Source organism: Bradyrhizobium sp. 154 (assembly GCF_023073875.1).
Taxonomy (GTDB): Bacteria; Pseudomonadota; Alphaproteobacteria; order Rhizobiales; family Xanthobacteraceae; genus Bradyrhizobium.
The window spans coordinates 125,400-138,228 of sequence record NZ_JADPKG010000117.1; the positions used below are offsets into that span (position 1 = coordinate 125,400).

Consider the following 12,829-nt stretch of genomic DNA (forward strand, 5'->3'; position numbering starts at 1 on the left):
GATGATCGTCTGGATCACGGGCGCGAACGGGTTCATCGGCCGCCATCTCGTGCATGAGCTGGCGAGGGCGGGCCATACGGTGCACGGCGTCGGGCACGGGGCACTCGACGCAACTGAGGCCCGGCGGCTCGGCCTGCAGAGGTGGATCAACGGCGAAATCGATGCGGCCAATCTCAACGCGCTTGCGGCTGCGCATGGGCTTCCGGCGCGGATATTTCACCTGGCCGGCGGATCATCCGTCGGCGTCTCGATCGAGCGGCCGTTCGAGGATTTTTCGCGGACCGTCGCGAGCACCGCGCGACTACTGGAGTGGCTGCGCGGGTCCGCGCCGAACTGCGCCGTGGTCGCGGCGTCGAGTGCGGCCGTTTATGGGGCCGACCACATTGGCCCGATTGGCGAAAGCGCCATCCCAACTCCGATGTCGCCCTATGGGCAACACAAGTTCATGATGGAGCAATTGTGCCGGAGCTCCGCGCAGTCGTTTGGTATCCGCTGCACTGTCGTGCGGCTGTTCTCGGTCTACGGCCCCAACCTGCGCAAACAGCTGCTTTGGGATATCTGCTCGCGGCTTGAGGCCAAGGAGCCGCTGCTCACGCTTGGCGGCACGGGCCACGAAATCCGAGACTGGACCGACGTCCGCGACGTCGCAAGGCTGCTTGCAAGTGTCGCTGAACTGTCGTCGAGGGAGACCTTCCGGGTCATCAATGGCGGTTCGGGCCGAGGGACGAGCGTTGCGGATATTGCCGCCGGCCTCATCCGGCAGTGGGGAGGCACCACCGTCGTGCGGCACTCCGGAGTAAGCCGGCCCGGTGATCCGGTGAGCCTGCTTGCCGACGATGCAGTGCTGCGCCAGATCGGCTTCGATTGGCGCATTCCGCTCGATCGCGGCCTAGCCGATTACGTGGCCTGGTTCAAGGGGCAGGCTTCGTGACGCCGCGCCCGTTGCGGTTCGCATTCAGTCACATTTCGCGACGGCTCTGGGCCGGCGGATACAACTATCAGCGCAATCTGTTCGCGGCGCTCGCCCGGTTTCTGCCCGGCGAATTCGTTCCGGTCGTCTTTGCCGGGACGGGCGCCGAAGAGAACGAAGTCGCGGAGCTTGCCGCGGTAACGGCGGTCGAGGTCATCCGATCGGAAGCATTCGATGGGCAGCCCGGTCTGGCTGCGGCGCTCGCGCTTGGTCTGGATCGTGGAGCGGCGACGGCGTTTCGTTCCGCCCACATCGATGTTGTTGTTGAAGCGGCGCGCTTCTTCGGCTGGCGGCTGCCTGTCCCGACGGTGGCGTGGATTCCGGATCTGCAGCACCGTTCGCTGCCTCAGCTGTTTCCCACGACAGCACGCTGGCGCCGCGAGATCGGCTTTCGCATCCAGATTGCCTCCGGGCGGGCCATCATGCTGAGCAGCGAAAGCGCGTTGCGTGATTTCAGGGCTTGCTATCCGCGGGCCGGAAATCGGGTCAGCGTCGTCCGTTTTGCGACCCAGCCGCCGGAAGCGTTCTTGGCAGACCCGTCGGAAGTGATCGTGACGCATAATCTGCCGCCGAACTATTTCTATTTGCCCAACCAGTTCTATCGCCACAAGAACCACCAGCTCGTCGTCGATGCCTTGACGATCCTGAAGCGCCGTGGGGTCGAGGTGGTGGTCTGTGCGTCCGGCAGCACGGAAGATCGGCGCGAGCCGGGCTACTATGATCTGGTCAATTCCGAGATCAAGAAGCGTGGCCTCGAAGCGAACTTCCGCCACCTCGGCGTTATCCCGTTGCCGCACGTCTACGCGTTGCTGCGGGCTTCGACCGCGTTGCTGAATCCGTCGCGCTTTGAGGGATGGAGCACGACCGTCGAGGAGGCGAAATCGTTCGGCGTTCCGATGATCCTGTCGGATATCGACGTGCACCGGGAGCAGACATCGGGCGCCGCCCGCTATTTCGGTGTCGATGACCCGGTCGGGCTGGCGGATCATCTGATGCAGGTTTCTGAGATCAATACCCCTTCGACGGTACGAAATATTGTCCCCCACCAGGATGACAATGTCCGTGCGTTCGCACGAAGCTTTTCGGACGCGATCCGGCAAGCCGCCGTGAGTTGAAGGGCAGCGTCCGGTGGGGCAAGGCGTGATCCCACGCTACCTCATAAGAGATCACCGGGATCGTCGAGCCGGCCGACACGTCGCTGAACGATAGCCTGTTCTTCATCGCTTGATCTTTGAGTTGCGCTCGACGCAATCCCTGCTGCCTGCAAACCCTCCATGATTTTCCAGGCGCGCCGGCAGAGCCACTCAGCTCTCCGTCGTCTGGTTAGCGAATGTGGTTGTTGGGTTTCAGATTACACCAGTGTTTCTACAGGTTTCTAACGGGTCAAATCTGCATGGTAAATAGCTCAATTGAGCTATTTACGCGAAAGTAATCTGTCCAAGCACACCAAGTTTCTTGCGTCTCATGCAAGTGCAGTATGGAGCTTGAGAGCGCCCTCAACGAAAGCGTCCCGCGAATGAATCGGTTGAGTACCCTGCCGAGGCTCAGAAGGCCGACTCTGCTGCGGACCGTCGTCGCAATATTGTTGGGGGCCGTCTCTGCGTCGCAACTTCTGCCTAGGCAATGGCGAGGCAAGTTGGTGCACCCAGATACGACTATGTGAGCGGGCCCACACTTGGCGAGGTTCCGGACGCCGATCTGATGAGACGGCATTCGGAGACTGACGATATCACCTACGCGAACCGGATCGCGCTTGTAGTGCGCTACACCAGCTACAACTGCGAACCGGGCGACTTTTCGCTGACCCAATTGAGCGTGTTCTTTCCGCAGCTCTTGCTCAGTTGACGATCGACGCGCAGCTAATTGGAGCGGAAGGCCTTCTTCAGAAACGCACGCTAGTCTAATATGCGGCTTCTGTGGTTAGCGCGCAGTGATCACTTCCAAGATTCTTCGCAAACTGGAATCGCAGCGTGGGCGTTCGGTGTCGGTGGCCATGTGCTCGTAAAGTTTGCCGCCGGTGGGCCACGACTACCTGTTGATCCAGACTACGGCATTTCGGCTTACAGGTACGACGTGCGACGCGGCATCTTGCGAGCGGAGATCGCCGCGAAAATATACCAACGCAGGCTGGGCGAACGCCGACCAGATCTACGGCTACGTATCGAGCCGATCCGACAATTACGACTGTTTGGAATCCCGAGTACGTGCACATTGAGAACAAGCAGGACGTCGTTTTCTACTATGCCAATGCAATCGCGATAGGATTGATCTGCTGGCTCTGGCGTTCCCTTCGGTGTCCGGTCAAAGGCCTCTCGATCGGCTTCTTGGGCACCTCGGGTTCTGACCGCTCGCGAATATCTATTTGCAGATGCGGACCGTGCGAGTTGGGAGGACCGAGAGGTTCAGTGATCGAACCTGGACAGGAATAGCCGGCTCAACAGACTTGGACGATGAGGAACTCGGAGCGATATGAAGGGATCCTTAGCTTCTGGATCAATGACTCGGTAGGCACGCCCGTTTGTATTCGGGTCGCTGTTGTCGCTCGCCGAGAAAATCAAGGACGATTGCCAATGGGAGTAGCGTCCGTTTCCTTTCTCGGCGATGTCCACGTGCTTCGTATGAGCTGGTCCGAGAGCGTGACGGTCTTCCGTCACTTCGAGTCGAGATCGGCTGGGTGCCTCATTGCTGTCCGAGACGGTGCCCGGGATAAGCGTCAGATATTGCCAGGCGTTGCCCCCAAAATGCTTGAATGGCGGGCGGATGAGTCCCGGGTCCGGGTCACGCCAAGGCGGAAGTGTATCGAGGTAGAGCGCGAGCGGAATGTATAAGATCGCGCCAAAGATGGTCGCGAGAACGAGCCTCCGCTGAAATCGCTTCGACATGTCGTGTCCAGTTTGCAGATCAGGATGCGGGGTAGGTCAGGGCTACTTGCAGGGTTGGCTTCGCGCCGAATGCAATCGCTAACCAACATCGAACGCTTGATGGTAATGCCAGGCGCTCTTCAAGCCTCCCCTCGGCGGCAAGAACGGACGTTCGCACTCTGCGATGCAAACGCTGAGCGGGGCGTCAGATGCCATAGCAGGAAAAGAACGGCGGCGCCGTGCGAAAGCAAGGTTGTCGTGAACGGCACATTCAGGAGGATCTGGGGAAGGATCGCACCCGATACAAGGATGAAGCGGGGAGGGAGGCCCGAGGAAAGTCGATTGACGAGAGCGACTACAAGTCCGCATGCCAAAACCGGGATCGGCGCCAGGAGAGGGCCTACCGAAGCGATCCCTTCGGTGGCGAAAAGCGAGGCGTTGAAGTTACCGAGCCGGTAGGCCTGCTGCATGACTACGCCTAACTGAACCGAATACGGGCACGAGACGAGAGTTTTGACAAATGTAATCTGGCAGAAGGACGTCAGAGGGTGACTGAAGAAGAAATCGTTGTAGATATCCATCGCATTTGAAGGCGTAGTAATCATCCGAAGATTGACGATATCGAGATAGCGCGTGTCGCTGATGCCGAGGATGACGTACAAGACGACACCGATAGACAGTGGCACGAATAGCGAGAGCACAACTGCAGTCCGGCAATCGAGCAGGCGCGTCAGTACAGCCACGGCAAGAAGCCACGTTGGCGTGAAGAACGCGATCTTGTTGAGGGTGATTGGGTAGACAAGCAACAATAGGAAAAGCGTCAGTCCAGCTCGCCAGTAGTTCCGCCGCTCCACAAAGCAAGCAAAGACGAAGGGCAACAGGGCGTTCGAAACTACTCCAATGCAGTAGACGAGCGGGGAGGGCATGCTGATCTTGTCGCGGAAGTCGTACATCTCCTCGAGCGAGACCATCTTGAAGCTATAGCTTGCGGCTATCAGGATCGTGGCCACGCCGACTGCCAAGATAATTGTCAGCGCGCGGTCGAAGGTTGCTTCGCCAATCGTGAACGTTCGTCGGATCGGAGATGTCACCAGGAGCGATGGCACCATGAATGCTATCATGGATGCGACGGCAGAGGCTCCGCTGAGCCAGTGATTGTACTCGAAGCGGGAGAAGCAATTCAGCCAGAGGTATCCGAGGATCATCGTGTAGAAATAGAAGCTGAGAAAATAGCCAAAGCTGAATGGAACGAGGAGGAACAGGCAGGAGAGAGCGGCAAACGCGGCGATCGTTGCGATCGCGCCGTTGAGCAGTTCGGGATCATAAAGGATATGGAAGTTGCCGTAGCTGCGGCTGAGGTAGGCGAGCGAGACGCAGCAGGCGACGATATGGAGACTGATCAATACGCCCAAGCTCACGCGCGTTGAAGTCTTGCCCGCTATCGCGATCTCGTTCGTATTCATGCTGCCAGTCCTATTGCAGGTCATACGCGGCCGGTGGGTGTGCCTGGTGGCCTGCGGATTCGAAGATTCGAGAACTTAACCCGCTCGGGGCCAAGAGTAAGCGTCGGATCTTTCAAGGAAGCAACAATTGGCATGATGACTTTCGTCATCTTTCGCAAGGCGCGGATGCCGAGCATGATGCAGCGTGTCTTGAGCTAGGCTGCCGCCTCCGCGCGACTGGGTCGGTTCAGCGAACATCGCTGCAATTCCGCGCCAGCGCCGTGCTTGCTTCGTTCGCCTGGGCTCTCCCGGTCATCACAGATATGGTTGGTCCAGGGACCGAGGCCGCCCCAGATCGGATGAGCCCGAGTTACTTCCATGAGCGGAACTCTCTGGTCGCTGCTCGACGATCGCGTTATCCTGTAAACACCAGGAAGCAGGTTGACAAGTCGCCAATTGTAAAACGAGCGGCAAGGAGCCTAGATCCAGCCAGCGTCTCCGCTTGCGCTGGAGTTTTTGTGGGCCAGATCCATGGAGGCGTTCACGAGATTTCCTTGGGCAACTGCCGCATCATAGGCGGGCCGCTGGCGCAGGAGCCCGGAGATTGATGGTGGTATCAAGCCCGGGCACGATAGGTCGGTCATGGCCTGTGAGATTGTTTTGACGCCGGCCGCGTCAGTTCGCTTGTTCAGTGAGCCACGATCGGCGAGGTCGCGGTTATTGATCGGTTCGGGCGTTCGAAGCAGTCAATGGTGTCTCACCACGCGCCAATATGTCACCATAGAGCTGCGTGATCGTGTGACCGATGATCCTTGCGGAGAATCGCTCCGACACACGGCGTCTCGCCGCAGCACCGAACCTTGCCCGCAGCTCAGGCGATTCAGTAAGCCGCAGAATTGCGCTTGCCAGTGCTATCGGGTCCTCGAGAGGAACCAGGAGGCCGGTTTGATCGGCAAGCACAATCTCGCGGCAGCCGGGCGTGTCCGTGGCGATCAAGGGCCTGCCGCAGGCGGCTGCTTCCATCAGCGCGCCCGGAAGTCCCTCACGATATGATGGCAATGCCGCGATATGCGAAGCGCGCCACAGTGAGGCGATGTTGTCGATGTGCCCGAGCCAGGTGATGCCTGGCCGCGCAGTCCAGGCTTCGATCTCTTCGTGCGACACGGACGAGGGATTCGCCGGGTCGGGATTTCCGGCGATGATGAGATTGATGTCGTGTCCTTGATCGCGCAGCAGGCCATGGGCGCGAACCAGCGTGCGGATTCCCTTGTCGACCAGCAATCGCCCCGCGAATCCGACCGTGATCGGGCCTGCCGGCTCAGGTAACGGCTGCAATGATTCATCATCAACGCCAGATCCCGGGATCAACGTCATGTGGTCGGCCTTGGCACCGAGCCCCATCAGCGCCTCGCGGTCATCGGGATTTTGCACGATCGTGTAGCTGCGATTTCGGTTGAGCAGCCAAGGCAGCAGTCGCGTCAGGACGCGCTTCAGCAGACGTGACTGCGAGCTCGATGACGTGAAGATGTAGCCGAGCCCGGTGATTGCATTGACGACAGGGAATCTCTGGTCGAGCGCAGCCAGCGAGCCAAAGACGCAGCATTGCACGCCGGAATGGTGCACGATGCTTGGCTTGATCGCGCGCTCCACCTCCCGGATGGCTTTGAGCGCTGCAGCAGCCGCGAGCATCGCCCGTTGACCGCGTTGGAAGGGAATCCGGTGAAGTACAAAGTTCTCCGCCTCGATGGAGGCGGCGCCGCTGCTCACGTTGGTCGCCACATGAACCTCAAGGCCGGCGTCACGCGCCGCCCGCGCCATCGGCAGGCGATTGAGCAAGAACGCCCAGTCCTCGTTAGCGATGTAGAGGATGCGACCCTTCAGCTTGGTTTCTTGGCGATTCATTGATCAGTCGAGGCAGGATTGTCGGAAAACCCGGATGTCATCGGTAGTCGGGCGCATGAGAAATCTGTGTTGAAGGCAGCGGCAGGGCCGCAAGTCCGGAGTGGTGGGCCGATCAGCATTGTCGTCATCGTCACGAAGGGCCGCAGTCATACCACGGGACAATGCACGGCCACCAGCAGTGCGGCGCGTGCGACATCATCGGAATTGGTCGGCACAAATCTCGAGCGGGCGCGCTGGTGTGCCGCCTGGGTCTATAAGAGCGCCTGCTGCTGCGGCGCGGATGAGAGTAGTAGCCTCGACGCAGTTGCTCTTGATTTGCGCCAGCTCCACCAATGCGGCGCTTATCGGATGTGGTGACCACTCATTCCGAGGCGGAAAGCGGGAGCAGGATTGCGAGAGCGCGTCGTCGTTCACCGACATTGCGGTCAGCGCGCTTTGGATTGTTCATTGCACGCAGCTACCCCGGGCGGGACGGTGCGGCCATGTGCCGGCGCTCGAACGCGGCCGGTTGTAGCGCAGAGCGAATGCGAGCGGTACGCCGAAACTATGAGCATTCGCATTCAGACTGAGAAAGGCGCCCGTCTCCGGGCACATCAATTCGGGCGATACAAAATTATCAGCAAATTCAATAGATTGAATTGTTCACATCGTGAACGATCGGCTTGACGTTCACAGCGTGAACGCGCTATCTGTCGCTGACGGAGGGGAGTTTCAATGGACCGCGCGTTGACGGATTCGAGCGGCGAGGACGAACGGATCGTCCTTAATTTGCTGAATTCCGTCGATGACGGCGCGCAATCGCAGCGCCGCATCGCGGAGGAGCTCGGTATCGCGCTTGGGCTCGTTAACGCCTATCTCAAGCGATGTATTAAGAAGGGCCTTGTCAAGGTCAGTCAGGCGCCGGCGCGCCGCTACGCCTATTACCTGACGCCAAAGGGCTTCGCTGAAAAGTCGCGCCTGACGGTGGAGTATCTGTCGTCTTCTTTCTCATTCTTTCGCCAGGCCAAGGCCGATTGCGCGCAAGTCCTGCAATTCGCGAAGGCGCAGCAATTCCAGAATCTCGTGCTCTGCGGAAGGTCGGATCTGGCTGAAATCGCCATGCTGTCGGCCGTTGATTGCGGTGTCTCGATCGTTGCAATCGTCGATCAGAATGCCGGCGACACTCGCTTTGTCGGGATACCGGTCGTTTCTGGTTACGATCGCGTTGTCGTTCCATTCGACGCTGTGATGGTCACCGATGTGGCCAATCCCAATCAGGCCTTCGAAGAAGCGGTACGGCTTTACGGACGGAGCCGTGTGCTTGCTCCTAGCCTGCTGGGCCTGAACCTCTCCGAGAGTCAAGATGCGTCGCAATGAACATTATTGATGCTTGGTACATCGTGCGGGCGCGTTTGATGCCTGTTGCTGCAATGCCGGCCTTTCCGCGGACGCCGCTCGGTCCCCGTCATCGGAACATCGTGTCCTGTCCGTCGATCCCGTACCGAATGTGCAAAATGCCCAGTCCTCGTCGTGTCGTCTTTTTCAGTGATCTGTTTGTGTCTACCGCCAAGGGGAGAGGGACGCATTAATGTGCGGCATTGCGGGTTTCTTGCGACTTCGGCAAGGCAGCCGGGGTCCTCTATCGCAGCGTGTCCTCGACGAAATGACGGACAGCCTCGCGTATCGTGGGCCGGATTCGCGAGGCACATGGCTCGACACTGAGCGAGGTGTGGGCTTCGGTCATCGACGTCTGGCGATACGTGACCTGACCCCAACGGGCGCGCAACCGATGACGTCGGGATGCGGGCGGTTCGTCATCATCTACAATGGTGAGGTTTACTCCCATAATGAGATCGCGGCCGATCTTGAGCGGACAAATCGTCGGCTCAAAGGCCGCTCGGATACCGAGGTCATCCTTGAGGCTTGCGCGGAATGGGGCATCGAATATGTTGTGCCGCGCCTGATCGGCATGTTCGCCATCGCGCTATATGACAAGCAGACGGGTGACCTGGTTCTTGTGCGCGACCGCATTGGCATCAAGCCGCTCTACTGGAGCGTGATCGGCGGCGTGCTGACCTTCGGCTCGGAATTGAAGGCGCTGCGCGCTGTTCCGGGCTGGGCGCCGGTCGTGGATCGCAACGCGATGGCCTCGTTCATGCGCCACAACTATATCCCGGCGCCTTTCACGATCTATAAGGATACCTACAAGCTCGAACCGGGCGCCATGCTCAAGACCGGGCCTGGCGGCGAAGTCTCGATTGAGCGCTTCTGGAATCTCCGGGGCCTCGTCGAGAAGTCGGTGCGTGGCAAATCAAAGATCGACGAGAATGAAGCGGTCAATCGCCTGGATGCTCTGCTCTCCGATGCGGTGAGGCGCCGGTTGGTTGCGGACGTGCCGACCGGTTCGCTGTTGTCGGGAGGAATAGACTCCTCGCTTGTCACCGCGCTCATGGCAGAGACCGCGGATCGAAAGATCAATACATTCTCGATCGGTTTTGCGGACAAGGGGTTTGATGAGGCGCCCTTTGCACGCAAGGTCGCGCGTCATATCGGGACCGACCACACCGAATTGTACGCCGATGCCTCGCATGCCTTGGACATGGTCGAGCATCTCCCACAATGGTACGATGAACCGTTCGCGGATTCCTCTCAGCTGCCGACCGCGCTGGTGTGCGAGCTGACCCGCCAGCATGTTAAGGTCGTGCTATCGGGAGATGGTGGCGACGAATTGTTTGCGGGCTACGCCCGCTATGCCTACGCGCTCGACATGCGAAAGGTCGCCAGCCCCGCCGCCCCGGGGGCTGTGCGCGGTGTGCTGGCTCGAGGTCTCCGTGCAGTCCCGTCGCGTGTCCTGGACCAGATTGGCCAGGTGCTGCCAGGCCGATGGCGGATCAATGGTCTTGGTTCGAAGGTCGAACGGTACGCCCCGGCTATTCTCGAGGATGATCCCGACACACTCTATCGCGGGATGCTGAGCCATTGGCACAGTCCGGACGATCTGGTGATCGGTGCCTCCGAGACCAAGGGAGTGCTTTGGGACAAGCGTCTCCCGACCGACGTGCCGAATTTTCTCGACCGGATGATGCTCATCGACACGCTGACCTATCTGCCTGACGATATCCTGACGAAGGTCGATCGCGCGAGCATGATCGTTGGGCTCGAGGCGCGAGTTCCGTTGTTGGATCACCGGGTCGTGGAATTTTCCTGGACCCTGCCCAGGCATATGAAGTACCGGGATGGCGTTGCCAAATGGGCGTTGCGCGAGGTGCTCTATCGCCGTGTCCCGCGTGCGCTGCTTGATCGTCCGAAGATGGGGTTTGGCGTGCCGCTGGCGGAGTGGCTGAGAGGGCCGCTCAGGGACTGGGCGGAAGAATTGTTGTCTGAGAAACGTTTGAAGGATCAGGAATTGTTCACTCCCGCACCGATCCAAGAGCGATGGCAGGCGCATCTGGCTGGCGCGAATTGGGCTTATCCGCTGTGGAATGTCTTGATGGCGCAGGCGTGGCTTTCAGCTAATCCGGAGGTGTCCCTGTGATAGCGGCGCCGTCACTTCTTGGCTCGGTGTATGGGCATCGCGAGCTCGTGGCCGAGCTCGTGAAGCGTGAATTGCGTGATCGTCACACCGGGCAGCTCCTGGGCGCGCTGTGGGCTTACGGCCATCCGCTTCTGCTCATGCTGATGTACTCGCTCCTATTCGCTTATGTATTCCCGACGCGCGTAGGCAGCAGCGGCGGGCATCCCGACTTTGCCGTCAACGTCTTGATCGGGATCGTCTCCTGGCTGGCGTTTCAGGATTTGCTGGCGCGCTCCACCACGATATTGACGGCTCATGCGAGCCTTGTGAAGCAGATCATTTTTCCGGTTGTGGTTTTGCCGGTCAAAACTGCGGTCGCTTCCGCGCTTCCATACTCGATCGCGCTCTTGTTCACGATCGGCTACGCTGCGATCAGCGGTACGCTGACCTTCATGATTCTGACAGTCCCGTTCCTGATTGCGATCCAGCTGGTTGCGATGACCGGCGTCGCTCTCATGCTGTCGGCCCTCGGAATCTTCTTTCGCGACTTGCGAGACATCGTGACGATCTTCTGCGCGGTCAACTTGTTCGCGCAGCCCATCCTGTTCAATCCCTATGCAACGCCGAGCTGGATGAATTGGGTTTTTCACCTCAATCTATTCAGTTACCAGGTTTGGTGCTGGCAAGACGCGCTCTATTTCGGAGGCTTTCAACATCCGGTGGCCTGGATTGTTTTTCCCTTGGGTGCGTTTTCCTGCTTGGCAATTGGCTACGCGGTGTTCTCTCGCTTGAAACACGGCTTCGGTGACGCGCTATGACCCGAACCGAAATTGCCATTCGTGCCCGCGGGCTGCGCAAGGCGTACCGCGTCTATGCGCACGCAATCGACCCGCTCGTCGAAGTTATTCGCCGCGTTCCACGCCACACCGAGCGCGTGGCTCTTCAGGCTGTCGATCTCGATCTCAAGCGCGGCGAGATCGTCGGAATTCTCGGGCGCAATGGGGCCGGAAAATCGACGCTGCTCAAGATCATCGCGGGAACACTCGAGCGCTCGTCGGGTGATCTGGAAGTCAATGGCCGGATCACCGCCATCCTCGAGCTCGGAACTGGCTTTCACCCGGACTACACCGGACGCGAGAATATCTTTATGGGCGGCCTGTGCCTCGGCATGCCGAAGGCGGAGATCGAGCGCAAGCTGGATTCGATCGTCGATTTCAGCGAATTGCAGGACGTTATCGACCAGCCGTTCAAGACCTATTCCACCGGGATGCAGGCGCGCCTCACGTTCGCCACGGCGATCAGCGTCGAGCCTGATATCCTGATCGTTGACGAAGCCCTATCGGTTGGGGATGCGCGCTTTCAGATGAAATGCTTCGGCTGGATCCAGCGGCTGAAGCAGAACAACGCGACGATATTGCTCGTATCCCACGACACCAACACGATCACGACTTTCTGCGATCGCGCGCTGATTCTGGAAGGCGGGCGCGTCTTCGCGGAAGGTGAGGCCGGGCCGATATCGGTCATCTATCACAATCTGCTGTTTGGAAAGCCGGAGGCCGCGACGGGGATCGAGCCCGAAGCTGCGCCGCCGCCTGAGCTGGAGAATTCCATCAGTCAGGTCGCTGTCGAGAGTGCGGGCGCTTCCGAGCCGCCAGGGGAGGATGTCGCGCCGAAGCTTCGATATGGGACGGGTGAAGGGCGCTTGCTCCATTGGGGCATATTCGATGAGCACGGGCGACGTGCGACGCTCCTCAACAGTGGAGGTAGCTATCGCTTTTCGATGCGGTTACGCTGCGACGCGGACATTGCGGCATTGTCCTGCGGTTTTGCAATCAAGGACCGTAGGGGAACTGTCGTATGGGGGGCGACGAACCTGACCAGCCAAGGCGTGCCGTGGCAGGCCCGCGCCGGCGACGTTCTGACAATCGCGTGCGATTGCAAGATGTGGTTGGCCGCGGGCGACTTCTTTTTGACGCTCGGCGCCGCACACCTCCATGATGGAGCAAAGATCGATTTCGTCGAGGATGCCATCCAATTCCGGGTCGTTGGTACGCATGGGGCTTTCACGACGGCCCTGGTCAATCTGGAGAGTGAGATTGTGATCTCGTCTGAACGCGAGGATGTCGCTCGGGTAAGCGGAGCTGTCGGAGGATGTTGAAGC

Annotated in this window: 9 protein-coding genes; 7 read left to right on the forward strand and 2 right to left on the reverse strand. The window is 59.5% G+C overall.

What is annotated here, in order from left to right:
- Position 1 precedes the first annotated feature (1 nt).
- From IVA92_RS31580 to IVA92_RS31590, 3 genes are all read left to right on the forward strand, one after another.
- On the forward strand, positions 2-931 hold the full coding sequence (locus IVA92_RS31580) for an NAD(P)-dependent oxidoreductase (RefSeq protein WP_247278795.1): 930 nt from the start codon (positions 2-4) through the stop codon (positions 929-931).
- Positions 928-2,085: a glycosyltransferase family 1 protein gene (locus IVA92_RS31585; protein WP_247278794.1), complete on the forward strand. Its 1,158-nt coding sequence runs from the start codon at positions 928-930 to the stop codon at positions 2,083-2,085. The genes IVA92_RS31580 and IVA92_RS31585 overlap by 4 nt, the downstream gene beginning before the upstream one ends.
- 586 nt (positions 2,086-2,671) lie before the next feature.
- Entirely contained in the window at positions 2,672-2,815 is a 144-nt protein-coding gene (locus IVA92_RS31590; protein WP_247278793.1) for a hypothetical protein, read from the forward strand.
- 1,156 nt (positions 2,816-3,971) lie between these two features.
- Here the strand turns inward: IVA92_RS31590 and IVA92_RS31595 are convergent.
- The gene (locus tag IVA92_RS31595) at positions 3,972-5,294 is read right to left on the reverse strand and encodes a hypothetical protein (RefSeq protein ID WP_247278792.1); all 1,323 of its coding nucleotides are present in this window, start codon (positions 5,292-5,294) and stop codon (positions 3,972-3,974) included.
- Between the two features lie 696 nt (positions 5,295-5,990).
- Complete coding sequence (locus tag IVA92_RS31600) at positions 5,991-7,175, reverse strand: glycosyltransferase family 4 protein (RefSeq protein ID WP_247278791.1); 1,185 nt, start codon at positions 7,173-7,175, stop codon at positions 5,991-5,993.
- Between the two features lie 714 nt (positions 7,176-7,889).
- Between IVA92_RS31600 and IVA92_RS31605 the strand changes: the two genes are divergently transcribed.
- From IVA92_RS31605 to IVA92_RS31620, 4 genes are all read left to right on the forward strand, one after another.
- Entirely contained in the window at positions 7,890-8,531 is a 642-nt protein-coding gene (locus tag IVA92_RS31605) for a winged helix-turn-helix transcriptional regulator (RefSeq protein WP_247278790.1), read from the forward strand.
- A gap of 211 nt (positions 8,532-8,742) precedes the next feature.
- On the forward strand, positions 8,743-10,689 hold the full coding sequence (gene asnB / locus IVA92_RS31610; RefSeq protein ID WP_247278789.1) for an asparagine synthase (glutamine-hydrolyzing): 1,947 nt from the start codon (positions 8,743-8,745) through the stop codon (positions 10,687-10,689).
- A 47-nt stretch (positions 10,690-10,736) separates the two neighbouring features.
- Positions 10,737-11,486 carry an ABC transporter permease gene (locus tag IVA92_RS31615; protein ID WP_247278788.1) on the forward strand — a complete coding sequence of 250 codons (750 nt, stop codon included), beginning with the start codon at positions 10,737-10,739 and terminating at the stop codon, positions 11,484-11,486.
- Positions 11,483-12,826 (forward strand): ABC transporter ATP-binding protein, encoded by a 1,344-nt coding sequence (locus IVA92_RS31620; protein ID WP_247278787.1) that lies wholly within the window; start codon positions 11,483-11,485, stop codon positions 12,824-12,826. Before IVA92_RS31615 ends, IVA92_RS31620 begins: the two co-directional genes overlap by 4 nt.
- The last annotated feature ends 3 nt before the right edge of the window (positions 12,827-12,829 follow it).

Coding starts and splice junctions, on each gene's coding strand:
- IVA92_RS31595 (WP_247278792.1), bottom strand. CDS start 5,294: ATGAATACGAACGAGATCGCGATAGCGGGCAAGACTTCAACGCGCGTG.
- asnB (WP_247278789.1), top strand. CDS start 8,743: ATGTGCGGCATTGCGGGTTTCTTGCGACTTCGGCAAGGCAGCCGGGGT.
- IVA92_RS31600 (WP_247278791.1), bottom strand. CDS start 7,175: ATGAATCGCCAAGAAACCAAGCTGAAGGGTCGCATCCTCTACATCGCT.
- IVA92_RS31580 (WP_247278795.1), top strand. CDS start 2: ATGATCGTCTGGATCACGGGCGCGAACGGGTTCATCGGCCGCCATCTC.
- IVA92_RS31590 (WP_247278793.1), top strand. CDS start 2,672: ATGAGACGGCATTCGGAGACTGACGATATCACCTACGCGAACCGGATC.
- IVA92_RS31605 (WP_247278790.1), top strand. CDS start 7,890: ATGGACCGCGCGTTGACGGATTCGAGCGGCGAGGACGAACGGATCGTC.
- IVA92_RS31620 (WP_247278787.1), top strand. CDS start 11,483: ATGACCCGAACCGAAATTGCCATTCGTGCCCGCGGGCTGCGCAAGGCG.